Raw genomic sequence first — 24,745 nt, 5'->3', positions numbered from 1 at the left:
GTGGGCTGGCCACGCTAGGGCCGGTAGTGCTTCCAGGCCTCCGCGAGCCGGCCCACCGCCTCGATCGTCTCCCCGGCGGATCGGGTCAGCGAGATCCGGACGGCCGGCGAGGGACGCTCGGCGAGATCGAAGACCGAACCGGGGACCACCTCGACGCCGTACCGCGCCGCGACGTGCGCGAAGTTCAGGCCCGTCCCGCGCGGCAGCTCCGCCCACAAGGCCATGCCGCCGTCGGGGCGGCGCCAGGTCCACTCCGGAAGCTCGGCGGAAAGACCGGCGTCCATGATCCTGCAGTTGGCCTGGAGCCGCTGCCGGCGTTCGCCGACGATCTCGTGGCTGCGGGCCAGGAGCCTTGTGGCCACGAGTTGCGGGATCAGGCTCGCACCGCTGTCCAGCAGGGATTTGAGCCTGGCGATCCGGGTGACGACGCTCCGCGGCGCCCGGATCCACCCCAGCCGAAGGCCCGGGCTCAACGTTTTGGAAAGGGAACCGACCGTGATGATCGGACCGTCGGGGGCGTGCTGCGCCACGGTGTGCCCGGGCTGCGCCCCGAGCCGGTACTCCAGCAGCGTCGCGTTCTCCACGATCGGCACGTCGATCTCCGCGGCCAGTTCGGCGATCGCCTTGGCGTGTGCGCCGGTGAGCCGCAGGCCGGTCGGATTGTGGAACCCGGAGGTCAGCCAGATCAGCCCCGGGCGCCGCGTCCCGGCGACCCGGGCCGCGCTCGCGGCGAAGTCGTCGCCGCAGGCCGGGGGGAGGGGGAGGGCCGCCATCCCCAGGTGCCGCAGGAGGTCGATCGTCCCGTTCCAGGTGGGCGTCTCGATCGCGACCAGGTTCCGTTCCCGGGCGAGTGCGGTGAACAGCAGCGCCGTGCTCTGCTGGACGCCCGTGGTGACGACCACCTGGCCGGGCAGGGTGGGGATGCCGAGGCCCGACAGGTGCACGGCGACGGCGTCGCGGAGCACCGGAAACCCGAGCGGCAGGTATCCGCCCAGCTCACCGTTTGCGACGATCTCCTCGGGGGTCGTCGCCGCCAGGGCGTCCACAACCCCGTCCGCGTCCTTGAACGCCGCGGCCGCGAGGTCGATGACCCCGGGTGCGGGCTCCAGCGCGGCTCGAAGCACGCGCAGTACGGCGTACGAACGGGTTTCCTTGACAGCCGGGTCCTGCGGATCGGCCGGGCTCGCCACTCTGCGGGCCACCCAGGTTCCCGCGCCCTGCCGGCGCTCCAGCCAGCCCAGGTCGTCCAGGCGCGCGTACGCGTTGATCACGGTGGTGCGGCTCACGGACAGCGACTTGGCGAGTGCCCGTTCGGAGGGCAGCCGGGTGCCGATGGGCACGTCGCCGGACTCGATCCTCCGCTGGATCGCCAAGGCGAGCCGGTCGTACAGCGGCCCGGTACCCCGGGCCCAGATGCCCAGCACCTCGTCGAGGCCCATAGTCGTCCACCAATCCGTCATACAGGAGTTTCAGGGTATGGATCGGTGCATCCATGTACAACATGACATCTCTTGGACTATCGACTTGATATCCCTAGTGAAAGAGCTGAGACGGGAGTCGCCGCCGTGCGTTTGAAGATCAGCGCCGTGGTGCCGGCCCAACTGCCGATGGCCGCCTGCGTCACCGCCGCCCGCCTGGCCGACCGGACCGGCGTCCATCGGCTGTGGATCACCGAGAACCTCTACACCCGAGGCGCCTTCGCGCTCGCCGGGGCCATGGCCGCGGTGACGGAGCGGGTACGGCTGGCCACCGGCACGGTCAGCCCGTTCCTGCGCAACCCGGCCGTGCTGGCGATGGAGGCCGCGACGATCCAGGAGATCTCGGGCGGCAGATTCGGCCTGGGCCTCGGATCCGGGCCGGCGACCCGGCTCGCCCAGGCCGGGGTGCGGACCGAGCGGCCGTTGTCGGAGCTCCTGGAGGCGGTCGACGTCCTCCGGGACGTGCTGGCCGGTGCCGAGGCCGGCTACCGGGGCCGGCGTTTCGCGGGCGAGGCGATCGCCCTGGAGCCGCCCAGCCCGTCCTGCGCCGACGTCCCCGTCTATCTGGCGGCGATCGGACCGCGCATGCTGGAGGCCGCCGGGCGGCACGGCGACGGCCTGCTGATCTCGATGTTCTGCCCCCGGGAGCTGGTATGGGACTCGGTCGAGACGGCCCGGTCCGCGGCGGCGGACGCCGGCCGGAGCCCCGGCGAACTCGACGTGGTCGCCTATCTGCCGATCAGCGCGAGTACCGCCGATCCGGCCGGGGCGCGGCGACGCGGCCGGGCCTTCCTCGCGGAGAACTTCGCGCGGTTCCACGGCGTGGAAGCGTACGAGCGGATGCTCCTGCGCAGCCCGTACGTCGACCACAAGGTGATCGCGGACATCGCCGGCGCCCACCGGGACGGGGCCGGGTTCGACCATCTGATCTCGGACGAGCTGCTGGACGACTTCGTGATCTGCGGCGGTCCGGCGGAGTGCGCCCGTGCGCTCGGCCGGTGGTCGGCCGAGGGCCTGGGCGTGAACGAGGTCGCGCTGGCGCACTGCGGCCTGGAGGACGGCCTGGCCGAGGCGATCGAGGTGCTGGGCGCGCTGGCGGACGAGGGCGGCGCGGCCGCCGTGCCCCGGCCGGACCCGGCGGCTTCGTGACCGACGTCGTGTCCGGCTGACGCCCCCGGCCGTCCGGTATCGACCCATGCGAACGTCTGGAGAAGAGTGCACACCGAAGTCTCCCGGCTCTCCGTCACGGAGCTGGCCGGACTCATCCGCACAAGAGAGCTGTCCTGCACGGAGGCCGTCGGCTCGATCCTGGACCAGGTCGGCCGTACCGAACCGCTCGTCCACGCCCTGCACACGCTCGACGCCGACGGCGCGCTGGCGGAGGCCGCGCGCCTGGACCGGGTCCTGCGCGACCACGGCCCCGTCGGGCCGCTGCACGGGGTCCCCGTCACGGTGAAGGACGTCGTGGCGACCCGGGGGATCCGGACGACGCACGGCTCCGCCGCCTACCGGGACCTGGTGCCGAACCACGACGCGCCGTCGGTCGTCCTGCTGCGGGACGCGGGGGCCGTCGTCATCGGGAAGACCACGACACCGGAGTTCGGGCACAAGGCGGTGACCGACGGGCGGCTCGGCCCCGCGACGGCCAACCCCTGGGACGTCACCAAAACGGCGGGAGGCTCCTCCGGCGGGGCCGCGGCGGCCGCGGCCTGCGGCATGGGGCCGATCGCGGTCGGCACCGACGGGGGCGGCTCGATCCGGGTGCCCGCGGCGCTGTGCGGCGTCTTCGGCGTCAAACCGACGACGGGGACCGTGCCGACGTACCCGCCGAGCGCCATCGGCCCGCTCGGGCACACCGGCCCGATCACCCGGACGGTGGCGGACGCCGCGGTCGCCCTGGCCGTACTGCAGGGGGCGGGCCCGGCGCTGGCGCCGTTGCTCGCGTCGGTGGAGCGGGCCCGCGACCAAGGCCTGCCCGGCCTGCGCGTCGGACTCCTCACCACCGTCAACGGGATCTTCGTCGAGCCCGAGCTCACCCGCGCCGTCCACGACGCGGCGGCCGCGCTGGAGGCGCTCGGCGCACAGGTGGAACCCGCCGAGCTGCCCACCCACGGGTTCGAAGGGCTCTGGGACGTGCTGTTCTTCGCCGGCATGGCCGCCCAGGCCCAGACCATCGCGCCGGAGGAGTGGCACCTGTTGAGCGACAGCTTCCAGACGGTCGTCAAGCAGGCCCGCGCACAACCCGACGGGGCGGCGCAGCTGGCCGAGGCGCAGCGGGTTCGCCTCGCCCGCGAAGTCGCCGCCGTGTTCGGGCGCTTCGACGTGCTGCTCGGTCCCGTCGTCTCGGTGCCGGCCTTCCGGATCGGCGTCGACGGGCCCGAACTCCTCGGCGGAGCACCCGCGGACTCGCTGGCCTGGTGGCGGCTGACGCAGCTGTGGAATTTGTGCGGCCAGCCCGCCTGTTCGCTGCCGTACGGGCGGACGGCCGCCGGCCTGCCGATCGGCGTCCAGCTGATCGCCCGCGCGGGACAGGACTTCGAGCTGCTGCGCTACGCCGCGGCGCTGGAACTTCCCTGGTCTGCCCCGCCAGTCGCGTCCGAAAGGTCCCGGTGAGCCGCGTCGGCGCCCGTGACCTGCTGCGGGCCGTGCTCGACGAGGACACGTTCGTCTCCTGGGACGCGCCGCCCGTGGACGTACATCCCGGCCCCGCGTACGCCGCGGCCCTGACCGACGCCGCGAAGCGGGTCGGAACCGACGAATCGGTGATCACCGGGTCGGGACTGCTCCGCGGGCGCCGTACCGCGGTGATCGTCAGTGAGTTCGGCTTCCTGGGGGGATCCATCGGGGTGGCCGCCGCCGAGCGGCTGACGGCGGCGGTCGAACGGGCTACCGCCGAGCGCCTGCCGCTGCTCGTCGCACCCGCCTCAGGGGGCACCCGCATGCAGGAGGGCACGGTCGCCTTCCTGCAGATGCTGAAGATCACGCAGGCCGTCGTGGCGCACAAGGCAGCGGGATTGCCCTACCTCGTTTACCTTCGCCACCCCACCACCGGCGGAGTGCTGGCCTCCTGGGGTTCGCTGGGGCACCTCACCCTGGCCGAGCCGGGCGCGCTCATCGGGTTCCTCGGTCCACGGGTGTACGAGGCCCTGCACGGCGCCGCCTTCCCCGAAGGCGTCCAGACCGCGGAGAACCTGCACGCGCACGGGCTCGTCGACCTGATCGTCGCCCCCGGGTCGCTGGCCGGCGTCGTCGACCGGACGCTCACCCTGCTCGCCGCCACCGGCGTCGCGGCCGGCCCGGCCGCCGAACCGGCCCCTGCGCGCGAGGCCACCGCGTGGGAGTCGGTGCTCGCCACCCGCGACCCCGGACGCCCCGGCGCGCGAGACCTCCTGCGGAGCGCGACGGAGGTGATCTCGCTCGGCGACGCCGGGCTCATCCTGGCGCTCGCCCGTTTCGGGACGGCGTCCTGCGTGTTCCTGGGCCAGGACCGGACCGGGCCGCCCCTCGGCCCGCTCGCCCTGCGCCGGGCCCGCAGAGGCATGCGGCTCGCCGCGGAGCTACGCCTCCCCTTGGTCACCGTGATCGACACGGCGGGGGCCGAGCTGTCCCAGGCGGCGGAGGAAGCGGGTCTGGCCCGGGAGATCGCCCTGTGCCTGGCCGAACTGCTCACCCTGCCGACCCCCACCGTGTCGGTGCTCCTCGGCCAGGGTGCGGGCGGCGGCGCGCTCGCCATGCTGCCGGCCGACCGGGTGGTCGCCGCCCAGCACGGCTGGCTCGCGCCACTCCCGCCGGAAGGCGCGAGCGCCATCGTCCACCGCGACCCCGGCCGCGCCGCGGAACTGGCCGGCGCCCAGGGAATCCGGTCCGTGGACCTCGCCGCCGCCGGAGCCGTCGACACCGTCCTCCCCGAGTGCGGTGACGCCGCCGGCCGCCCCGAGGCATTCCGCCGCCTCCTGGCGGACACGCTGGAGCGAGAACTGGCGCAACTGCGGAGAACGGATCCGCACGCGCTCGGCCTCCGGCGACGCCATCGCCACCGCACGCTCGGGCGGCCGGGGTAGGGGCGCGGCCCCACGCCGCGAGGTGCCTCCCGCGACTCGACTGATCGACGGGTGGACGACGAAGAACGGCACTTCATTCACAAGAAGATGGAGTTGAGGAATCTGACCAACGCCTCGGCGATGTTGGCCGCCGTCGCCGGCTGCGCGAGCACGAAGACGGCAGGACCTCCGACGATCAGCCCCCATGCGAGTACTGCGCCGCGCCGCCTTCGACGGGGTACGTGAGTCCTTGGATGGAGTGATCCGGGTGAAGTAGGTGGGAGGTCCGGCGTCGCAGGGGGATACGGTGCCGGTTCGGCGGATTCGCCGGGGCCGGCCGTACCCGTCTCGTGGGGATGGTTGAGGAACAGGCCCACCGCCGTCGAGACCGTGACCAGCGCGATCGCGGGGACGATCCACCACCAGTTCCATACCCCGTTGTTGAGCACCTGGTTGACGGCGACCGCCCCGCCTACGGCCGCCACCGATATCGCCAACGCCGTCGCCATGACCCGCAGCGGACTTCTCCGTGAGGGACCTGTCCCGCCCATGGCATCATCATCGAGCCAAATCTCCGTGCGGACCAGCGAAACGGCTCAGCCTCGATCAGGCCGCTCACTTCGCGGCGCGGGGGGAGACACCGGTGTTGGAGCGGTGGTTTCGCCGGGGGCGGTTGCGGTTGGGTCGCCGAGGCGGGTGAGCAGGAGGGTGAACGCCGTGGAGAACGCGACCAGGGTGATCGTGGGGATGATCCACCACCAGTTCCACTCCCCGTCGTTGATCGCCTGGTTGACGGCGAACGCGCCGCCCACGGCCGCCACCGAGGTCGCCGACGCCGTCATCGTCACCGTCAGGGGTCGTCTCGCCATGGCGTCATCATCGCGGCAAATCACCGTCTGGACCGACGAAATCACCACTTCTCACATCGCGGCGCGGCGGTAGGAGCGGACGGCGAGGGGAAGGCAGATCGCGGCGAGGGCGACGTACCAGGCCAGGCCGATGAGGACGGGACGGGTGGGGTCGCCGTAGCCGAAGAAGAGGGCGCGCAGGGCGTCCACGGTGGCGGTGACGGGGCTGTACTCGGCCCAGACGCGCATCCAGCCGGGCAGGGTCGCCAGGGGGACGAATGCGCTGCTGGCGAAGATCATGGGGAACATCCAGAAGGTGGCGGCCATCTGGGCGGCCTCGGGTTTGCGGACGGCCAGGCCGATCGCGGCGCCGATGCAGGAGAAGGCGAAGCTGAACAGCATCAGCAGGCCGAGGCCGGCCAGGGCGGGCAGGACCCCGGTGACGAACCGGAAGCCGATGAGATGCGCGGCGGTCGCCATGATCAGGATGACCAGCAGGTTCCTGGTGGCGTCGGAGACGATCCTGCCGACGAGGACGGCGGAGCGCGCCATCGGCAGGGACCGGAACCGGTCGATGAAGCCTTTCTGCAGGTCGTCGGCGAGACCGACCGAGGTGGCGGCCGCGGCGAAGGCCATGGTCTGGATGAATGTGCCGGGCACCATGAAGACCTTGTAGTCGATGCCGGGCACGTGGATGGAGCCGCTGAAGACGTAGGAGAAGAGCAGCAGGAACAGGACCGGCTGGATCGCGGAGAAGAACAGCAGCTGCGGGACGCGCGGAATGTGGCGCAGGTGGCGCAGGGTGACCACCCAGGCGTCGTGCACGCCCCAGGCCAGAGAGGTCATCGGGCGGCTCCTTCGAGATGGTCGGAACCCCGGCCGGGAGCGGGGGCGGATCCGGAGGCGGTACGGGACCGCGTCCGCGCCCGGTTCGGTACGCCGGAGGCGGGTACGGCGGACTTCGTCCGTACCGGAGCGAACGTGTGGGTACGGGACCGCGTCCGCGTGGGCGGGGAGGTCATCGGGGTGGCTCGTCCGCGGCGGGGACGAGGCCGGTGAGGGTGAGGAAGACCTCGTCGAGGGTGGGGCGGCGCAAGGCGAGGTCGTTCGCGACGACCCCGGCGGCGGCGAGTTCGCCGGCGGCCTTGGCCACGGCGTGGACGCCTCCGGTGACCGGCGCGGTGACCGTGCCCGATTCGGTCCGCACCTCCACCGGGCCGTCGGCGACGGAGGCCAGCACCTCGGCGGCGCGGGCCAGCTCGGCCCGGTCGGGGGCGGTGAGCTCGATGCGCTCACCGCCGACCTTGGCCTTGAGCACGTCGGGGGTGCCGTGCGCGATCACCTGGCCGCGGTCCAGGATGAGGATGTCGTCGGCGAGGGCGTCGGCCTCCTCCAGGTACTGGGTGGTGAGCAGGAGGGTCGCGCCGTCGGCGACGAGGTCGCGGACCAGGTCCCAGATCTCGCGCCGGCCGCGCGGGTCCAGGCCGGTGGTGGGCTCGTCGAGGAAGAGGACGCGAGGCTTGATCACGAGGCTGGCGGCGAGGTCGAGGCGGCGGCGCATCCCGCCGGAGTAGGTCTTGACGACCCGGTCGGCGGCTTCGGCGAGTCCGATCCGCTCCAGCAGTTCGCCGGCCCGCGCCCGCGCGGCCTTCGCCCGCATCCGGTGGAGGCGGCCGAACAGGACGAGGTTCTCCCGGCCGGTCAGGTTCTCGTCGACGGCGGCGTACTGGCCGGAGAGCCCGATCACCCGCCGGACCCGGTCGGCTTCGCGGACCACGTCGTACCCGGCGACCCGGGCGGTGCCGGCGTCGGGTTCGAGGAGGGTGGTGAGGATCCGCACCGTGGTGGTCTTGCCCGCCCCGTTCGGACCGAGGAGGCCGAGCACGGACCCCTGCGGGACGGCCAGGTCGAGTTCGCGGAGCGCGGTCGCGGCGCCGTACCGCTTCACCAGGCCGGTGGTCTCGACGGCGTTCACGACGTCACCATCTGGTCGACGAGGCCGGTGTCGTGCTTGGCGTCCCGGAACCGGGGGTGGGCGATGACCTCGCGCAGGAACGGGGCGGTGGTGGAGACGCTCCGGCTCCGCACCACGAGTTCGCTGAGGGCCCGGTCCATCCGGGCGATCGCCTGGTCCCGGTCGGGGGCCCAGGTGATGAGCTTGGCGAGGAGCGAGTCGTAGTCGGCGGTGATCCGCATCCCGGAGTAGGCGTGGCTGTCCACCCGGACGAACGGGCCGCCGGGGGCGTGGAACTCGTCGATCAGCCCGGGGGTGGGCAGGAAGTTCCGCGTCGGGTCCTCGGCGTTGATCCGGCATTCGACGGCGAACCCGCGCGGCAGGACGTCCTCCTGGCGGATCGCGAGCGGCCGGCCGGCGGCGACGTTCAACTGCTCCCTGATCAGGTCGATGCCGGTGACCATCTCGGTGACCGGGTGTTCGACCTGGATCCGGCTGTTCACCTCGATGAAGTAGAACCGGTCGTCCCGGTCGACCACGAACTCGAAGGTGCCGGCGCCGACGTACCCGGCCTGTTTCGCCCCGCGGACCGCGGCCGCGCCCATCTCCGCCACCAGGTGTGGCGACAGGGACGGCGGCGGGGACTCCTCGATGAGTTTCTGGCGGCGCCGCTGGACGGAGCAGTCGCGGGCACCGAGGTGGACGACGTCGCCGTACCGGTCGGCCAGGATCTGCACCTCCACGTGGCGGGCACCCTCCAGGTACTTCTCCACGTAGACGCGGGAGTCGCCGAAGAGGGCGAGCGCGGCCGACCTGGTCTCGGCGTAGGCGCGCAGGAACTCGCGCGGTTCGCGGACCACGCTCATGCCGCGCCCGCCGCCGCCCGCCACCGCTTTGATGATCACGGGGTAGCCGATGCCGGCGGCGACCTCGGCGGCCTCCGAGCCGCATTCCAGCCGGGGCGAGCTGCCGGGGAGCACGTCGAGCCCGCTCGCGACGGCGAACTCGCGGGCCTGCCCCTTGTCGCCCAGGAGCGCGATGACCTCGGCGGACGGGCCGATGAAGGTGAGGCCGTGCTCCCGGCAGATGTCGGCGAAGTCGGCGTCCTCGGAGAGGAAGCCGTACCCGGGGTGGACGGCTTCGGCGCCGGTCTGCTGGGCGGCGGTGACGATCGCGGCGGCGTTGAGGTAGCTGCGCCGCCCGGCGGCCGGTCCGATCTGGACGGATTCGTCGGCGAAGCGGACCGGCGCGGAGTCCCGGTCGGCGGTCGAGTGCGCCACGACCGTCCGGATGCCGAGTTCCCGGCAGGTACGGGCGACGCGGAGCGCGATCTCGCCGCGGTTGGCTATGAGGACCGTTGTGAACATCGCTGTCCTTTTCCCAGGGTCATTCTGCGGTGGCCGGGACCAGGAGGAGGAGCGGCTGCTCGTACTCCACGGGGGTGCCGTCGGGCACGAGGACCTCCACGACGCGGCCGGGCCGGTCGGCCTCGACGGCGTTCATGAGCTTCATCGCCTCCAGGATCCCGATCTGGGTGCCGGGTTCCACGAGGTCGCCGACGTCGACGAAGGGCTTGGCGCCGGGTTCGGGGGACCGGTAGAAGGTGCCGACGGCCGGTGCCGGCAGGGTCCACGACCCCGGGTGCCGGGCCTCGGGTTCGCCGGGTTCCCGGCTATTCACCCCGCTTGCGGGGGCGGGTACGGCGACCGCGGCGCTTTCGCCGCCCGGCGGCCGTACCGCCCACTCGATCTCGACGGTGACCGCGCCGGCGTGCACCTTCACCCGGCGCAACGGCGCGGGGCCGACGCGGTCGAGCTGGGCGGCCCGCCGTACCAGGGTGTCGAGCAGGAGTTCGGTGTCAGGCACGGGGTCGGGGTGACGTGGCTCGGCCACGGGGCGCCTCCTCACGCGGGACGGGGTGGACGGGCCACTCCGCCGGCGGCTCGGGTGGCGGCGCGGGGACGAGGCCTGTGGACCAGCCCAGGTGTGCGAGCCCGTCCACCACCTGCCGCAGGGCCGCACGCAAAACTGTCCGGGTCATGTCGGGAGCATCGGGGCGGCGACTCTCGTCGCGGTCGACGTCCGCTCGTGGCGCCGGTCGATCCGCTCTTCAGTTCGTCGCGAGGGGGCGGCGGCAGGATGCGGGAGAGGGCTCGGTACGGCTGTCGCGGCGGTGCTGCGGACGGATAGTGCGCGAAGCCATAGAAAGGCAGACAGACTACATATAGGCTATCGACACTACTTGGCTGGAAGTGGTTGGGGGCTGTGATGGCACTGGACCTTGCGCGTCTCCAGTTCGCGTTGACGACGAGTTTTCACTTCCTCTTCGTCACGCTGACGCTCGGCCTCGCCCCGCTGGTCGCGATCATGCATACCCGGTACGTCCTCACCGGAAAGCAGATCTTCGAGCGGATGACGAAGTTCTGGGGTCAGATCTATGTGATCAACTATGCGCTCGGCATCGTGGTGGGGCTGGTGCTGGAGTTCCAGTTCGGGTTGAACTGGAGTGGCCTGGCGTACTTCGCCGGCGACGTGTTCGGCCCGCCCCTGGCGATGGAGACGCTGACCGCGTTCTTCATCGAGTCCACCCTCCTGGGCGTGTGGATCTTCGGCTGGGGCCGGCTCAACAAGGTCGTGCACCTGCTCGCGTTCTGGCTCGTCACGATCACCGCCTACGCGTCCGCGTACTGGATCATGATGGCCAACGGCTTCCTGCAGAACCCGGTCGGACATGTGATCAGCGACGGCGTGGCCCGGATCACCGACCTGGGGGCCTTGCTCACCAACCCGGCCGGGCTGAACGCGCTCTACCACGTCGTCGCCGGATCACTGGTCGCCGGCGGGCTGTTCGTCGGCGGGGTCAGCGCCTGGCACTTCCTGCGCCGTACCGAGGAGGTCGAGTTCCACCGGCGCTCGATGCGCCTGGGGCTGATCGTCTTCGGCCTCGCCGCGTTCATGGTCGTCGGGCTCGGCTACACCCAGCTCGACTTCCTGGAAGGGACCCAGCCGCTCAAATACGCCTCGATCTGGCGGGGCGAGGACCTGAACCAGCTCCAAGCCGAGATGGCCGCCAAGTACGGGCCGGGCGACTACATCCCGCCCAGCTGGATCGGCGGCGCCTTCACCGCGATGTACATCGTGGGCACCCTCTGCGAGTACCTGTTCTGGTTGCCGCCCCTGCTGCTCGTCCGCAACTTCCTGGAACGGCGCCGCATCCTGCTGCGGATCTTCGTCTTCCTCGTGCCGCTGCCGTTCATCGCCATGATCGGCGGGTGGCTGGTCCGCGAGGTCGGCCGTCAGCCCTGGCTGGTCTACGGGCACCTCACGGTCGCCGACGCGGTCGGCTCGGTGAGCACCGGAGTCGTCCTCACCTCCCTCATCCTGTTCACCGCGACGTTCGCGGTGCTCGCGGTGGTCGACTACCTGCTGATCGCCCGGGTCGCGCGACGGGGACCCGACGGGGTCTTCCTCGGCACGACGCTCGGGCGGGTGCTCACCCCGGAGGGTGAGCGGACGACGACTCTGTAACCACCCCTTCTGGACAAGGAGCGCAGATGGACGTCATCTGGCTGATCGCCCTCGGACTCCTGCTCGGCGGCTGGTTCGTGCTCGACGGCTTCAACCTCGGCCTCGGGATGCTCCTGCCGTTCCTCGGCCGGGACGAGGCCGAGCGGCGGACGGTCCTGGCCGCGATGGGCCCGTTCTTCCTCGCGGGCGAGGTCTGGCTGGTCGGCACGGCCGGGGTGCTCGCCGGGGCCTTCCCGTTCCTCGAGGCCGACCTGCTGCACGGCCTCTACCTGCTGATCGTGGCGCTCCTGCTCTCCTGGGTGCTGCGGGACGCCGGGGTGTGGTTCCGCAGCAGGCGGGAGTCGGCGCGGTGGCGGCGCGGCTGGGACCGGGTGATCGTGGGCGGGAGCTTCGGCCTGGCCGGGTCCGCCGGGTTGCTGATCGGCAACGTGCTCGACGGCGTTCCGCTCCGGGGCGCCTCGGAGGGGCTGGGTATCCTCGACCCCTTCGCCGTGCTCTGCGCGGCCACCGTGATCGCGATCTTCGCCGTGCACGGCGCGGCCTTCGGCGCCCTCAAGCTTCCCAGGGAGCACGCGCTGCGCGCCGGGCGGCTCGGGATGCGGCTCGTCCCGGTGGTGCTCGCCCTGGCCGGGGCGTCCACGGTGCTCGGGTTCCTCTTCACCGGGGTGCGCGAATCGGTCGTGCTGCCCTGGCCCGCCCTGGCCGTGGTCGTGATCGGTGTCCTGGCCGTGCCGCTCGCGGGCCGGATGCTCGCCGCGGGGCATGAGGTACGGGCGTTCGCGCTCACCGCGCTCGCCGCGGCGACGCCCGTGCTCACGGTGGGGGCCGGGCTGGCCCCCCGGCTGCTGGAGGGGGTGGCGCACGCGATGACCCTGGACCGGCTTTCGATGATGGCGCTCCCGGTCATCCCGGTGCTGGTCCTGCTGCAGGTCTGGATGTGGTGGGTCTTCCGCCGGCGTGTCGGCGCGGACTCGGTGGTGTTCTTCTGATTCCGGCGGGTGCGGTCAGGCGGGACCGAGCATGGTGCCGATGACGGTGGAGAAGGAGTGCCAGGCGTCGCGCTCGGCCGCGAGCGCGGTGCGGCCCGTCGCGGTCAGCCGGTAGGTGCGCCTGCGGCGCCCGCCGACCGTGCTCCACGCGCTGTCGAGGTATCCGATCCGCTCCAGGCGGCGCAGCGCGGGATAGAGGGTGCCCGTCGGGATCTCGACGGCACCCCCGCTCCGCTTCTGGAGGGCCTCCATAATCGCGTAGCCGTGGAGCGTCTCGCTTTCGAGCACGGCGAGGATGAGCGCGTCTACGTGACCACGGAGCTCGTCCGGCTTCATGTTGCTAGTCTACATGTTCGGGTTGTCGCGGCTAGTTCCCCAAGGCAATAGGTGTAATAGACAACAAAAGGTTCTCCTCCAGCTGAGACTCCAGCCGGTCCGTCACCTCCGGCAGGAAGACGGGGCTCAGCTCCTGCCCGGCGTCGAGCCGCTGAAGCAGCCGCTGCAGGCAGAACACCACCCAGGCATGGCCGGTGTACCGCTCCCGGTTGTGCAGCCAGGTGAGGACCGCGCAGGCGGCCGCGTGGCAGACGCAGTGGATCTTTGCCAGGGTGAGAGCGCGCTGGGACGTTCCGGTCCCGGTGGCCGCGCGCTGCACACCGGCGGGTCCGACGCCTTGGTGCTGCTCCTGGTGGACCCGTACCACTAGGGGTATGTGATCGGCGGGATCATGTTCGGCCTGTGGCTGCTCATGCTGCTCGACGGGCCCACCGCGACGCGTCCTGGACGGGGGTAAGTCGCTGAGCAGGGAAGCCACCAAGGGTTGATCGCCTCAGGCGGCCGGTACGCGGGTCCCCTGGCCGTAAGGCGCTTGGCTCGCTGGACCCGATCAATGGCCTTGGGATAGAGGTTTCTGCTACCACAAGCCAGTGGTCTCCACCCACCGGGTCAGACGAAGTCTCAGCAATGGACGAAAGGGAGATCCAAGGCAGAATCAGCGTCGTATAAACCTCTGAGTTGGAATCGGATAGCTAAGTTGACGGCCGGGCACACAGCGAGATTTAGCACGCGATTGTTTGCGATTTTGGTGTGTATCTATACCCATGAGCTGTTCGGTTGTTCATGAACTTCATGGCTGTTCGTCGCTATTGACTGCGAGGCTTGTCAATGGTGTTGACACATCTACAAAAGGCCTCGTGCTCTCCTAAATACTCGCCCGAGTAATGAGATTGGGTGAGTCGAATCGTAAGTCCTGCGAGCGGAGTCGCCTGGACAGCATATTCCGCCCGCAGGGCACCTTAGTGCAAGGAGGAGTATACTCCCATGCCTCTCAAAAGGCTCGTGTTTGCCGGGTTGTTCATCCTGGCAAGCATCTTGGTGCCGCTGGTCTCGAGTGCCTCTACTGCCTCTGCGGCGACTGACCTGCCTGTCTCCCTCGGGCTGCGTGGAGAGCGCGTCTCACCAGAGGGGATCGCCGCAGGAAAGACTCTAGAACCTGCTGTTCTGTCGGAGTCACATCCGGTACCGAAGACGAGGAAGGAACTACAAGATCAAGTCGATGAGGTGGTTTCTGGGCGGGGCGGGAAGCAGACGGCCCTGAACGAGATCACATGGACGTACCAGGACGGCATGGAGGTTCGCCTGCTTTTTCCTGCGCCGGCTCACCTCACGGCCGAAGTTCAGGAGTCTCGTAACAACGGGACCCTGGACACCTTCTACTCGTACGGGTGCCCCTATTCGAGCTCCGGCACTCGCTGGGCATGCATCTACGAGAACTACAACTTCAACGGACTCAGTTCAAACGCTGTGGGCCCTGGAAACGGTCGGATGTTGCAGTTCAGGGACATCCATGTTGTACAGGATCTGGGGCAATGGAATTTCAGGGACATGACCTCTTCTGCACGTGACACCACCGGATATTCGTTCTGCGGGTTCGATAGTGTTAGTGGCGGATACATCACGACATTCAGAGTTCGGAACGGTGGCCTCGGTGGCTTGGGTGCACTGAATGATAGAACCGACAAAATCGGGATAGGGTACAACTGCTAAGCATCTGACTACATGCAACCGGCTGGTTCTCCCCGGTCTCGGGGAGAACCAGCCTCGAGCTATGCGTACTGGATTGACTAATGCAGTACGGCGGATATTCCTATGAGAAATCCCTGCAGCATGGTGATTCCAATAGCGGTTCGAAGCGCCATGAGCTTCCATAGAAGTGTTCGCTCGGCATTCTCCGCAAGAAACTGCGGGGAGTTGTCATGGTCGCTGGTGGAGTGACTCGCCCGAGATGGTCTCGGGTAAGGTCGGCGCCAGAGGCCGGCAACCAGCAGGGCCGCTGCGCCAACAGCACATGCTTGGGAGATTAGGTTGGTTATTGCGGACAGTGAGCCAAATGTCGCAATCTGCCGCGCAATAGTAAACAATGTCCCTACGCCGACTAATGAGGCTACAATGGCGATGTCCACGTAAAAGATCTTGCGGCGATTGCGGGCAGTATTCGAGGGGGGTGGAATCTGCTCAGTCACGCAGTGACCGTAGCATGTCAACCAAGATTCAGGTATCTGTCCCATCATTTTTTGCCAAAAAAGTGATTTGGTGGCATATTGTATTGGGTCGAGTATCCATAAGAAGGCTGTCAAAGATGCTCTGTGCATCTCACGCTCGCCCTAACAGGATGTGTCACCCCCTTCTGGATTCGGTTGCTCGCGGCACTCTCAAGCGCACCGACCGACCGCCGGAGTATCACGGATTGATCCTCAACATGCCGGCGATGACGATCCCCATGGCGCGTGGTTATGGACAGACCGCTAGTTCGCCAGGGTAATCGGTGCGAGAGATAACAAAAGGTTCTCTTTCCGCTGGGTTTCCAGCTGCCGCTCCAGCTCGGGCAGGAGCGCGGTGTCGAGTTCGGCGGAGGCGTCCAGCCGCTGGAGCAGCCGCTGCAGGCAGAGCACCACCCAGGCCTGGCCGGCGTACCGCTCCCGGTTGTGCAGCCAGGTGAGGACCGCGCAGGCCGCCGCGTGGCAGACGCAGTGGATCTTTGCCAGGGTGAGCGAGCGCGCCGGGACGTGCCGGTCCCGGTGGCCGTCGGCCTGGGCGAGCACCTCCGCGGAGTAGCGGGCGCGCCAGCGGCCGAACTCCGCCATCACCGGCACCAGCGCCGTGGCCGTCCGATCCCCGGAGCCTGCCAGCCGGGCCACCTCGGCCACGGCCGGTTCCCAGCCCGCGGTGATCTCGTCGTGGCCGCCGTTGGTGAGCTGTAGGTCGGCGCCGCGGGGCTGCCAGGCCCGGGCGTCGCGGGAGCGGGAGAACAGCGCGGTCAAGGCGGGCTCGGGGTCGCCGCCGGGCTTGCGGTCCAGCACGAAGGGGAGCTGGGCGGCGATGGAGCCGAGGTTCACATGGCTGGTGCCTTCGAAGATCCCGGCGATGGCGTGGTCCCGCTGCAGCCGCTGGAAGGTGCGCGCCGCGACCGTGTCACGCAGGTAGTACCGGGCGCTCAGCACCGTCGCCAGGTCCGCGACGGCCTCCTCCGCCAGGAGCGGGACGAAGTACTTGACGATCGCCGACCAGAGGCTGAGCCGTCCCGGGGCCTCGGTGATGGCGCGGGTTGTGGGAATCGCCAGGCATTCGCCGATCAGCAGGTCCAGATAGGCACGGAGCAGGACGTCCCGTACGGCGGGCAGCTCGCTCGCCGGGGCGCCGTACAGCCGTCGCCCGGCGGCGTGCGCCGCGGCGATGCGCAGGCAGGTGTCCAGCGTGCCCAGCGACATGGCGGAGATCAGCGTCCGGGTGATCTGGAGTGCCTTGAGTGTCTGGACCAGCCCGGTGCCCTCGTGGCCGAGGAGCGCGTCGCCGGGGACGGAGCAGCCCTCGAAGACGATGCCGCTCAGGTCGTGACCGCGCAGCCCCAGGGTCGGCACCGCCGGCAGGTTGCGCCAGCCGCCGGGGGAGAGCTCCCTCTTGTCGACCAGCAGCAGGGAGAAGTCACGGCGTCCGGTCTTGGCGTAGAGGGTGAGGAACTCTCCCCTGCTCGCATTTCCGACCAGCCATTTCTCCCCCCGCAGGACGAAGTCGTCACCCTGCCGCTCCGCCGCGCAGGCGCATCCGGCGAGGTCGCTGCCGTGGTCGCGCTCGGACATCGCGAACGAGCCGAGCCCGCCGGTGAGGATATGCCCGGCGACGAGCCGCTGCTGGGCGGAGGTCCCCCACAGCCAGACCGGGTTCGCGCCGAGCAGGGTCGAGCCGTAGGCGACGATCGGCCGCAGGTCGCGGCGGGCAACGGAACGGCAGAGGGCGAAGAACTCCTCCAGGGAGCGCAACCGCCCCCCGAGCCGTTCGGGGACGAGGAACCGGTGGAAGCCGAAGGCGCGGAGCGCGGCCATGGCGGCCCACGGCATCTGCTTGGAGTCGTCGGCTTCGGCGAGCTGGACGTGGGAGAAGGGGCCGGTCGGCCGGGCCGGGTCGCCGAGCGCGCGCTCAAGGTCTTCCGCCGTCCGATAGCGGGTTCCGGCAATCTGATTTCTCATTCCGTTTCTCCTGCCGAGAGGAAATCGGGGTTAGTTTCCCCGCTATCCACCGCAGAACGATTGAGCGCGTGACCGGGGTTCTCCAGCGGGGATTGAGCGCAGCTATAGAACCGCCGCCTACGGTTCGGCTGAACCGATCTGGTGAGGTAATCAATGAAGGATCCGCAATTCACTGACCTTGTGGAAGTGGCCCGCCACCGGGTGGCGGCGCACGGGGACTCCGAGGCGCTGCGCTTCCTGGCAGGGACCGAGTCGGTGTCGCTCACCTACGCGGAACTCGACGACGCCGCCCGGCGGACGGCGGTCTACCTGCGGGGACGCCTCCCGGTGAGCGGGGGATCGGGAGAGCGGGTACTGCTGCTTTACCCCGCCGGAGTCGATTTCGCCGCAGGGTTCCTGGGCAGCCTGTACGCCGGGGCGGTGGCCGTGCCCGCGCCGATGCCGGAGGGCCACCGCTCCCATGTGGACCGTCTCCGGCGGATCATCGCCGATTCGGGTGCGCGCGTGGTGCTGACGGACCGGGCCGACGTCGAGGAGATCGCGTCGGCGTTCGGCGGTGCGGTGACCGTTCAGGGGACCGACGATCTCGCCGACGTGGATCCCGGTGACTGGCGGGCCCCGGAGCTCTCCGGTGATTCCCTGGCCTTGCTGCAGTACACCTCGGGGTCCACGAACGATCCCAAGGGCGTCATGGTCACCCATGCCAATCTGCTGCACAACATCGCGAAGATCCATCGCGAACTGGACATCACCCACCGCACCGCTTTTGCCGGATGGTTGCCCTTTTTTCATGACATGGGGCTTATCGGGCAGCTGCTCACGCCGCTCCTCGCAGGCGGTCGCCTCGTCTTCATGTCGCCGATCGCCTTCGTCAAGCGGCCCCACCTGTGGCTCAAGGCGATCCACGACCACGGCGCGGACATCGCCGTCGGACCCGACTTCGGCTACGACCTGTGCGTACGCCGGGTCACCGACACCCAGGCCGCCGGGCTGGACCTCTCCCGCTGGACGGCCGCGCTGAACGGCTCGGAGCCGATCTCGGCGCGCACCCTGCGCCGCTTCGCCGAACGGTTCGCCCCGGCGGGGCTGCGGCCCGAGGCGCTCCACCCGTGCTACGGGCTGGCCGAGGCGTCCCTGTACGTCACCGGGGACCGGAGGGGGCGCCTGCCGGTGATCCGGCGGGTGGACCCCGACGAGCTGGAGCTCGGGCGGTTCGTCCCCGTCGGCCCGGAGACGGTCTACGGCAGGGAGCTAGTCGGCAGCGGAGTCGTGGGCGACTACGACCTGCTCATCGTGGATCCGGGGTCCGGCGAGCCGCTCCCCGACGGCCGGGTCGGCGAGATCTGGCTCCGCGGCGGCTCCGTCGCCCGGGGGTACTGGCGGAACGCGCGCGCCACCCGGGAGACGTTCCGCAATACCGCCTCCGGCGGGCAGACCGGCTACCTGCGCACCGGTGACCTCGGCGTCGTCCACGAGGGCGAGCTCTATGTGACCGGACGCCTGAAGGACCTGATCATCGTGCACGGCCGGAACCTCTACCCCCAGGACATCGAGGCCGCGGTGCGGGCCGTCCATCCGGCGCTCGCCGCCGGCGCGGGCGCCGTCTTCCAGATGCCCGAACCCGAGCAGGAGCTCGTCGTCGTCCAGGAGGCCAAGGCCCGCGAGCTCGGCGACACCACGGCCGAGGAGCTGATCGCGCGGATCAAGCGGGAGATCGGCCGGGAGTTCGGTGTCGGCGTCGCCCAGGTCGTCCTGGTCCGCTCGGGGCAGGTGCCCAGGACGACCAGCGGAAAGGTGCAGCGTTCACTCACCCGCGGACTCCTGCTCACCGGATCGCTGGAGCCCGCCGCGACAACCACAGTGAAAGGGATCTGACATGAGCGTCGAACTCGCCGAGCGCACACCCGAGGCGCTGCGTGAGTGGCTGACCAACCGGGTCGCCTACTACCTGGACGCCGCGCCGGACGACATCGACCCCGAGACGCCGCTGGCGGAGTACGGCCTCGGCTCCGTCTACATCGTCAGCGTGTTCGGCGACTTCGAGGACCGGTACGGGCTGAGCCTGGAACCCACGCTGGCCTGGGACCACCCCACCATCGAAGCCCTCGCCGAACACCTGTCCACGATGCTCGCTTGAGGTGAGGCGACATCATGCGCGACGCCATCGCGATCGTCGGCATCGCCTGCCGTTTCCCCGGAGCGGCGGACAAGGACGACCTCTGGAGGATGCTGCTCGACGGTGAGGAGGCGGCGGGCCCGGTGCCGGACTCGCGCTGGCAGGCGGACCGCCTCCACTCGGCCTCCGGGGAACCCGGCACCGCCAACACCGTCACGGCGGCGCTCCTGCCCGACCTGGACGTCTTCGACAACGCCTTCTTCCGGATCGGCGCCGACGACGCCGCGGCCATGGACCCCCAGCAGCGGCTGCTCCTGCCGTGCGCCTGGCACGCCGTCGAGGACGCCGGGATCGACCCGGCGTCGCTCGCGGGCAGCCGTACCGGCGTCTACATCGGGGTGATGGGCACCGACTGGCTCTGGGACGCCGCGTCCTCCCCCGACCCGCGGGCCTTCACCGTCAAACACGGCGCGGGGCTCGGCCACCACATGGCGGCCAACCGCCTCTCCTACCACCTGGATCTGCGGGGCCCGAGCGTCGCGGTCGACACCGCCTGCTCGTCCTCGCTGGTCGCGGTGCACCAGGCCTGTTCGGCACTGATCCTCGACGAATGCGACCAGGCCCTCGCCGGCGGGGTGAACGCGGTGCTCACCCCGGTGAACAACGTCTACTTCACCCTGCTCGGCATCTCCGCGCCGGACGGCCGCTGCAAGCCGTTCAGCTCACTCGCCGACGGTCTGGCCAGGGGCGAGGGCGTCGGCGTGGTCGTGCTGCGCCGGCTCGACGACGCGCTCGCCGCCGGGCAGCGGATCTACGCGGTGATCCGGGGCGGCGCCGTCTCCCACAACGGGCGCAGCAACGGGCTCACCGCCCCCGCGCGCTGGGGGCAGCAGGAGGCGATCCGCGCCGCCTACCGGCGGGCGGGGGTGAAGCCCGCCGACGTGAGTTTCGTCGAGGCCCACGGCACCGGGACCCGCTTCGGCGACATGATCGAGGTACGGGCGCTCGGCGCCTTCCACGGCGGGCGCGGCGACGACCTCTGCGCGCTCGGCTCGATCAAGGGCAACCTGGGGCATCTCGAGGGCGCCGCGGGCGTGGCCAGCCTGATCAAGGCCGCGCTGGCGTTGCACCACCGGACGATCCCGCCGAGCCGCAACAGCGCCCCGGAGAACCCCGAGCTGCAGCTGCGCGCGAACGGCCTGCGGCTGGTGACCGAGCGGCTCGCCCTCCCGGCGGGCCCGGTGGTCGGCTCGGTCAGCGCGTTCGGCGTCTCCGGGACCAACGCCCACCTGGTGCTGGAAGGGGTCGAAGCGGAGGAGCCCGACACGCGGCCCGGGATCGGCGTCTTCACCCTCTCGGCGCCCGACCCCGAGTCGCTCCGCCGGAACCTCGCCCGCCAGGCCGATCACGTGGCGGCGCGGCCGGCCGGGGAACTCGCCGGGCTCTGCCGTACCAGCAACCGGGTCAAATCCTCCCTGCGCCTGCGGTTCGCCGTTCCGGCCCGGTCCCACCGAGGGCTGGTACGGTCCCTGCGGGACGCCGCCCGCGACCGTACCCTCCCGGACGACCTGGTGGGGAGCGGACGCGGCCCCGTCAAGATCGGGCTCTTCCTCGGCGGAGCCGGCGACTGGGCCGACGGCCGCGTGATCGGGGTGGGGGAGGGGCCGGAACCGTTCCGGCGCCACCTGGAGGAGGCGGAGGACGCGCTCTGCCGGAGGCTGGACGACTCGGGGGCCTGCTGCGGCACCGCGGAGGGGAGCGGACCCGGCGGGGAAGCCGCGTTCTGCGTCGGCTACGCCTTCGGCCGTACCCTCCTCGACCTCGGACTGGAGCCGGTCTTCGTGGCCGGGCACGGCGTCGGCCGGATCGCCGCCGACTGCCTCGCCGGGGCGATCCCCCTCGCCGACGCGGCGCGGCTGGTGATCGGCCTGCCCCGGCACGGTGAACGCGTCGTCCCGCGCATCCCGATCCTCGAGCCGGAGGAGAGCCAGGGCCCGGCCCCCACCCACCTGGTCCTGCTGGGAAACCCGGGAGGCATTGCCGAGCGGTTCCCCGGCGCCCGGCCGCTGCCCGCCCGCGTCGCGGAGGCCGGGGAAGACCTGCTGGAGGTGGTGGCCGCGCTCTACCGGGACGGGGCACGCCCCCTCTGGGAGGAGCTGTACCGCCAGGGTCCCGTCCCGCCGCCGCTCGGCCTCTACTCCTTCGCCGACACCCGGTTCCCCGTCCGCACCTCGCCGAGGCGCCCCTGGTGATCGGGCCCGCTTCGACCCGACCTCTACCGTGCCACGAGCCGGTCCGGTGAGCCTTGTGGTCTCCACCGAACAGGACACCGAGCAGGAAGACGAATCCCAGTGGACGACGTGAGTTCCGCCGTGGGCGTCCGGGCCACCCCCGCCCCTGCAGTCGTACCCTCCCCGATCGACGATGCGCCTCCGGCGTCGCCCGGTCGGCGCCGCATCCCGTTCACCGGCTTGATCGTGCTCGCCACCGCGTTCGCCGGTGCCCTGTACGCCTTCGGGATCACCGGTTCCCCCGCCAACCTGTACTACGCCGCCGCGGCGCGAAGCATGTCGCTGAACTGGGAGAACTTCCTGTTCGGCGCGTTCGACCCGAGCGGTTTCACCACGATCGACAAGAGTCCCGCCGGGATCTGGCCGCAGGCCCTCTCCGTCGCGCTGTTCGGCCCGCACGCCTGGGCACTGCTGCTCCCGCAGGTACTCGCGGGGGCGGCGACGGTCCCGATCCTCGCCGTCGCGGTACGTCGCTGGGCGGGGCCCGCCGCCGGTGTCCTGGCCGCCTTCGTGTTCACGCTCACCCCGATCACGGCGGCCACCGCCCGGGTCAACCTCCCCGACACCTTCCTCGTGCTCACCCTCGTCACGGCGGTCGCCCTGTTCCAGAGCGCCCTGGCGACCGGGCGGCTGAGCCGGCTCGTCCTCGCCGGGGTCGCCCTCGGCCTGGCCTTCAACGTCAAACTGGCGCAAGGGCTCGTTCTCCTTCCCGTCCTCGGCCTGGTCCACCTGTTCCGCGCCGAGGGACCGCTGCGTCGCCGCCTCGCCCATTCGGCCGTCTTCGGCGCGGTCACCATCGGGGTCTCCTCGCTCTGGCTGCTCGCCGTGGCGCTCACCCCCGCCGGCTCCCGGCCGTACGTGGACGGGAGCGTCGCCGACTCCGCCTGGCAGATGGCGTTCGGCTACAACCTGACCGCCCGGGCCGCGATCCCCGACATCCCCGAGGGGCAGGGCTTCCCCTGGCCGCTCGGCGACGGGCAGCCGATCCCGCTCAACCAGGGCGGCTGGCCGGGTCTGGAGCGGCTGCTCAACCCGCAGCTCGGCGGCCAGATCTCCTGGCTGCTTCCGCTGGCGGCGCTGCTGCTGTTCGCCGGGCTGCGGACGACCCGGAAACGGGGGCGCACCGACGCCGAGCGCACCGGCTGGTATCTGTGGGGCGGCTGGCTGACGCTGTACGCGCTGCTGCTCAGCGGGGCCGTGGGCATCCACCCCTACTACACGGTGGTCCTGACCCCGGCGATCGCCGCGGTCGTGGGCGTCGGTACGGTCCTGGCCGTCCGCGCCTGGCGGGAAGGGGTCCGGTTCACCTGGGTGCTCCCGGTGGGGATCGTCGTCACCGGGGCGTGGGCGACGGTGGTGCTCTCCCGGACACCCGACCACCTGCCCTGGCTCTCCCCGGTCGTCGGGACCGCCACCGCCGTCTCGGTCGTCGCGCTCGGGGTGTTCCGGTTCCGCCGGATCGCCCGGAGCGCCTCCCCGGCCCTGCTCGCCCCGGTGGCCGCCGTCGCCGTCGTCGCCGTGCTCGCCGCCCCGCTCGCCTGGACGCTCAGCACGCTCAACCCGCCGGGCAGCCCCCTGGCGACGTTCTTCCAGACCTTCGATCCGCTGGCCGGGCCGCGGCCCCCCGGCGACGCGCCGGCCGGCGAGGACTCGCCGCCCGCCCGGGGTGAGCTGCCGGGCACGGCCGACCTGTGGGGCATGATCCCGGTGGTGGATCCGCGCCTCCGCGACCTCCTGCTGGCCGAGCGGCGGGGCGAGCGCTACCTGATGGCCACCACCGGAGCCACCGCGGCCACGCCGTACATCGCCGGGCTCGGGCTGCCGATCCTGCCGATGGGCGGTTTCGCCGGGACCGCCCCGGCCCCCACGCCGGACGGACTCTCCACGTTGATCAAATCCGGTGAGCTGCGGTACGTGCTGCTCGGCGGCTTCCACTTCGACAGCCCCACCGGCCTGGCCCGCAAGCGCTGGCTGGCAGCCAACTGCTCCCGGGTCGAGCCGAGCCGGTACTCGGCCGATCCGAAGGCCGGGTCCGTCTCGGTCCTGTACGACTGCGTCCGCCATCGAACGGAGACAACCCGATGATCCTCCATCCGCTGCGGGTCGGCACGGTCCGGGCCACGGGCGGGCCCGTCGCCGCCTACCTGATCAGGACCGGCTCGGGGAACGTGCTGGTCGACACCGGCTACCCGGCCGAGCTCGGCGGCCAGGCCGACGGGCCGATCCGGGTGGCCGAGGGCGAGGACGTGGTCAGCCGCCTGGCCGCGCTGGGGTTCGCCCCCGCCGATGTCGCCCATGTGGTCTGCTCCCACTTCGACCCCGATCACGCGGGCAACCACGGGGCGTTCCCGGACGCCGAGTTCTGGGTGCAGGACGGCCACTACCGGGTCGCGACCTCGGGGACCGTCCCACGTATCGAACGTTTCCGGAAATATTGGGATCTGCCGGAGCTGCGGTATCGCCGTGTCACGGGCGACCACACCCTGCTGCCCGGCATCGAGCTCATCGAGAGCGGCGGGCACGTGCCGGGGCACCAGTCCGTCCTGGTCCGGCTCCCCACCCGCCCGGTCCTGCTCGCCGTCGACGCCATCCCCACCGCCGCCGCCCTCGACCCCGAGCGCCGGCCCGTCTACCCCTTCGACCTCGACGAAGCCGCCGTCCGCGCCGCCACCGCCAGACTCGTCAAGCTCGCCGAGTCGGAGAACGCCCTCATCGTCCACGGCCACGACCCCGTCCAATGGGAAACCCTCCCCGCGACCCTTTCCTAGGCCCGCGATCGTCCGGTACGGGCGGCGCGTGCCCCGCCATGCCCGAGTGGTCGAAGGCGCAGCCCGTACCGGACGACGACCCGCTTCCGGCCTGCGGCGGCTCAAGCGAGTTGGAGCCCAGGTTTCTCCGCCGGGAGTAAAGCCGGTGTGTCAGATTGGGTTGGCGAACCTTCGGCGCTGTGCCATTGTGATCACTCGTGGATACCGGGG

At 70.8% G+C, this 24,745-nt stretch carries 22 protein-coding genes; 11 read left to right on the top strand and 11 right to left on the bottom strand.

The annotated features are described in order from the left end of the window. Window positions 1–14: 14 nt before the first annotated feature. Window positions 15–1,460: an aminotransferase-like domain-containing protein gene (locus RUR_RS03575; protein ID WP_283133396.1), complete on the bottom strand. Its 1,446-nt coding sequence runs from the start codon at window positions 1,458–1,460 to the stop codon at window positions 15–17. 105 nt (window positions 1,461–1,565) lie between these two features. Between RUR_RS03575 and RUR_RS03570 the strand changes: the two genes are divergently transcribed. The 3 genes from RUR_RS03570 to RUR_RS03560 all read left to right on the top strand — a co-directional run bounded on the left by RUR_RS03570 (window position 1,566) and on the right by RUR_RS03560 (window position 5,539). Next, the gene (locus RUR_RS03570) at window positions 1,566–2,627 is read left to right on the top strand and encodes an LLM class flavin-dependent oxidoreductase (RefSeq protein WP_283133395.1); all 1,062 of its coding nucleotides are present in this window, start codon (window positions 1,566–1,568) and stop codon (window positions 2,625–2,627) included. 66 nt (window positions 2,628–2,693) lie between these two features. After that, entirely contained in the window at window positions 2,694–4,091 is a 1,398-nt protein-coding gene (locus tag RUR_RS03565) for an amidase (protein ID WP_283133394.1), read from the top strand. Continuing rightward, on the top strand, window positions 4,088–5,539 hold the full coding sequence (locus RUR_RS03560) for a carboxyl transferase domain-containing protein (protein ID WP_283133393.1): 1,452 nt from the start codon (window positions 4,088–4,090) through the stop codon (window positions 5,537–5,539). Before RUR_RS03565 ends, RUR_RS03560 begins: the two co-directional genes overlap by 4 nt. A 77-nt stretch (window positions 5,540–5,616) precedes the next feature. On the opposite strand, the gene RUR_RS03555 is transcribed toward RUR_RS03560, so the two are convergent. The 6 genes from RUR_RS03555 to RUR_RS03530 form a co-directional block, all read right to left on the bottom strand. Then, window positions 5,617–6,027 carry a hypothetical protein gene (locus RUR_RS03555; RefSeq protein WP_283133392.1) on the bottom strand — a complete coding sequence of 137 codons (411 nt, stop codon included), beginning with the start codon at window positions 6,025–6,027 and terminating at the stop codon, window positions 5,617–5,619. Between the two features lie 87 nt (window positions 6,028–6,114). Continuing rightward, window positions 6,115–6,387 (bottom strand): hypothetical protein, encoded by a 273-nt coding sequence (locus tag RUR_RS03550; protein WP_283133391.1) that lies wholly within the window; start codon window positions 6,385–6,387, stop codon window positions 6,115–6,117. Between the two features lie 51 nt (window positions 6,388–6,438). Further along, window positions 6,439–7,212 carry an ABC transporter permease gene (locus tag RUR_RS03545; RefSeq protein WP_283133390.1) on the bottom strand — a complete coding sequence of 258 codons (774 nt, stop codon included), beginning with the start codon at window positions 7,210–7,212 and terminating at the stop codon, window positions 6,439–6,441. 172 nt (window positions 7,213–7,384) lie between these two features. Continuing rightward, complete coding sequence (locus tag RUR_RS03540; RefSeq protein WP_283133389.1) at window positions 7,385–8,341, bottom strand: ATP-binding cassette domain-containing protein; 957 nt, start codon at window positions 8,339–8,341, stop codon at window positions 7,385–7,387. Continuing rightward, on the bottom strand, window positions 8,338–9,687 hold the full coding sequence (locus tag RUR_RS03535) for an acetyl-CoA carboxylase biotin carboxylase subunit (protein ID WP_283133388.1): 1,350 nt from the start codon (window positions 9,685–9,687) through the stop codon (window positions 8,338–8,340). Before RUR_RS03535 ends, RUR_RS03540 begins: the two co-directional genes overlap by 4 nt. Before the next feature lie 19 nt (window positions 9,688–9,706). Then, window positions 9,707–10,213, bottom strand: coding sequence for an acetyl-CoA carboxylase biotin carboxyl carrier protein (locus RUR_RS03530; protein WP_283133387.1), 507 nt, complete (start codon window positions 10,211–10,213; stop codon window positions 9,707–9,709). A 375-nt stretch (window positions 10,214–10,588) separates the two neighbouring features. Between RUR_RS03530 and RUR_RS03525 the strand changes: the two genes are divergently transcribed. Both RUR_RS03525 and cydB read left to right on the top strand, forming a co-directional pair. After that, window positions 10,589–11,848, top strand: a complete 1,260-nt coding sequence (locus RUR_RS03525; RefSeq protein ID WP_346349009.1) for a cytochrome ubiquinol oxidase subunit I — start codon at window positions 10,589–10,591, stop codon at window positions 11,846–11,848. A 26-nt stretch (window positions 11,849–11,874) separates the two neighbouring features. Then, window positions 11,875–12,837 (top strand): cytochrome d ubiquinol oxidase subunit II, encoded by a 963-nt coding sequence (cydB, locus tag RUR_RS03520; RefSeq protein ID WP_283133385.1) that lies wholly within the window; start codon window positions 11,875–11,877, stop codon window positions 12,835–12,837. Between the two features lie 15 nt (window positions 12,838–12,852). Here cydB and RUR_RS03515 read toward each other — a convergent pair whose 3' ends face one another. Then, window positions 12,853–13,173, bottom strand: a complete 321-nt coding sequence (locus RUR_RS03515; RefSeq protein WP_283133384.1) for a PadR family transcriptional regulator — start codon at window positions 13,171–13,173, stop codon at window positions 12,853–12,855. Window positions 13,174–13,204: 31 nt separating this feature from the next. Beyond that, window positions 13,205–13,540, bottom strand: coding sequence for a hypothetical protein (locus tag RUR_RS03510; RefSeq protein ID WP_283133383.1), 336 nt, complete (start codon window positions 13,538–13,540; stop codon window positions 13,205–13,207). Window positions 13,541–14,157: 617 nt separating this feature from the next. Between RUR_RS03510 and RUR_RS03505 the strand changes: the two genes are divergently transcribed. Beyond that, entirely contained in the window at window positions 14,158–14,883 is a 726-nt protein-coding gene (locus RUR_RS03505; protein ID WP_283133382.1) for a hypothetical protein, read from the top strand. 77 nt (window positions 14,884–14,960) lie between these two features. Here RUR_RS03505 and RUR_RS03500 read toward each other — a convergent pair whose 3' ends face one another. Together RUR_RS03500 and RUR_RS03495 are read right to left on the bottom strand one after the other, a co-directional pair. Beyond that, window positions 14,961–15,359, bottom strand: a complete 399-nt coding sequence (locus tag RUR_RS03500; protein ID WP_283133381.1) for a hypothetical protein — start codon at window positions 15,357–15,359, stop codon at window positions 14,961–14,963. A gap of 282 nt (window positions 15,360–15,641) precedes the next feature. Beyond that, on the bottom strand, window positions 15,642–17,360 hold the full coding sequence (locus RUR_RS03495; RefSeq protein WP_283133380.1) for an acyl-CoA dehydrogenase family protein: 1,719 nt from the start codon (window positions 17,358–17,360) through the stop codon (window positions 15,642–15,644). A gap of 180 nt (window positions 17,361–17,540) precedes the next feature. Between RUR_RS03495 and RUR_RS03490 the strand changes: the two genes are divergently transcribed. The 5 genes from RUR_RS03490 to RUR_RS03470 all read left to right on the top strand — a co-directional run bounded on the left by RUR_RS03490 (window position 17,541) and on the right by RUR_RS03470 (window position 24,535). Further along, window positions 17,541–19,235 carry a fatty acyl-AMP ligase gene (locus RUR_RS03490; protein ID WP_283133379.1) on the top strand — a complete coding sequence of 565 codons (1,695 nt, stop codon included), beginning with the start codon at window positions 17,541–17,543 and terminating at the stop codon, window positions 19,233–19,235. Window position 19,236: 1 nt separating this feature from the next. Further along, window positions 19,237–19,497, top strand: a complete 261-nt coding sequence (locus RUR_RS03485) for an acyl carrier protein (RefSeq protein ID WP_283133378.1) — start codon at window positions 19,237–19,239, stop codon at window positions 19,495–19,497. 14 nt (window positions 19,498–19,511) lie between these two features. Next, window positions 19,512–21,728: a type I polyketide synthase gene (locus tag RUR_RS03480; protein WP_283133377.1), complete on the top strand. Its 2,217-nt coding sequence runs from the start codon at window positions 19,512–19,514 to the stop codon at window positions 21,726–21,728. A 108-nt stretch (window positions 21,729–21,836) separates the two neighbouring features. After that, window positions 21,837–23,852, top strand: a complete 2,016-nt coding sequence (locus RUR_RS03475) for an ArnT family glycosyltransferase (RefSeq protein ID WP_283133376.1) — start codon at window positions 21,837–21,839, stop codon at window positions 23,850–23,852. Continuing rightward, entirely contained in the window at window positions 23,849–24,535 is a 687-nt protein-coding gene (locus RUR_RS03470; RefSeq protein WP_283133375.1) for an N-acyl homoserine lactonase family protein, read from the top strand. Before RUR_RS03475 ends, RUR_RS03470 begins: the two co-directional genes overlap by 4 nt. Window positions 24,536–24,745 lie beyond the last annotated feature (210 nt).

The organism is Rhizohabitans arisaemae (genome assembly GCF_025996515.1).
Classification (GTDB): domain Bacteria; phylum Actinomycetota; class Actinomycetes; order Streptosporangiales; family Streptosporangiaceae; genus Rhizohabitans; species Rhizohabitans arisaemae.
This window is presented reverse-complemented; position numbering and strand designations above follow the sequence as displayed.

Bases quoted from the DNA above. Each gene is read 5' to 3' on its own strand.
- RUR_RS03575 (WP_283133396.1), bottom strand. From the start codon at position 1,460: ATGACGGATTGGTGGACGACTATGGGCCTCGACGAGGTGCTGGGCATC.
- RUR_RS03555 (WP_283133392.1), bottom strand. From the start codon at position 6,027: ATGGCGACGGCGTTGGCGATATCGGTGGCGGCCGTAGGCGGGGCGGTC.
- RUR_RS03550 (WP_283133391.1), bottom strand. From the start codon at position 6,387: ATGGCGAGACGACCCCTGACGGTGACGATGACGGCGTCGGCGACCTCG.
- RUR_RS03545 (WP_283133390.1), bottom strand. From the start codon at position 7,212: ATGACCTCTCTGGCCTGGGGCGTGCACGACGCCTGGGTGGTCACCCTG.
- RUR_RS03535 (WP_283133388.1), bottom strand. From the start codon at position 9,687: ATGTTCACAACGGTCCTCATAGCCAACCGCGGCGAGATCGCGCTCCGC.
- RUR_RS03525 (WP_346349009.1), top strand. From the start codon at position 10,589: ATGGCACTGGACCTTGCGCGTCTCCAGTTCGCGTTGACGACGAGTTTT.
- cydB (WP_283133385.1), top strand. From the start codon at position 11,875: ATGGACGTCATCTGGCTGATCGCCCTCGGACTCCTGCTCGGCGGCTGG.
- RUR_RS03515 (WP_283133384.1), bottom strand. From the start codon at position 13,173: ATGAAGCCGGACGAGCTCCGTGGTCACGTAGACGCGCTCATCCTCGCC.
- RUR_RS03505 (WP_283133382.1), top strand. From the start codon at position 14,158: ATGCCTCTCAAAAGGCTCGTGTTTGCCGGGTTGTTCATCCTGGCAAGC.
- RUR_RS03495 (WP_283133380.1), bottom strand. From the start codon at position 17,360: ATGAGAAATCAGATTGCCGGAACCCGCTATCGGACGGCGGAAGACCTT.
- RUR_RS03485 (WP_283133378.1), top strand. From the start codon at position 19,237: ATGAGCGTCGAACTCGCCGAGCGCACACCCGAGGCGCTGCGTGAGTGG.
- RUR_RS03480 (WP_283133377.1), top strand. From the start codon at position 19,512: ATGCGCGACGCCATCGCGATCGTCGGCATCGCCTGCCGTTTCCCCGGA.
- RUR_RS03470 (WP_283133375.1), top strand. From the start codon at position 23,849: ATGATCCTCCATCCGCTGCGGGTCGGCACGGTCCGGGCCACGGGCGGG.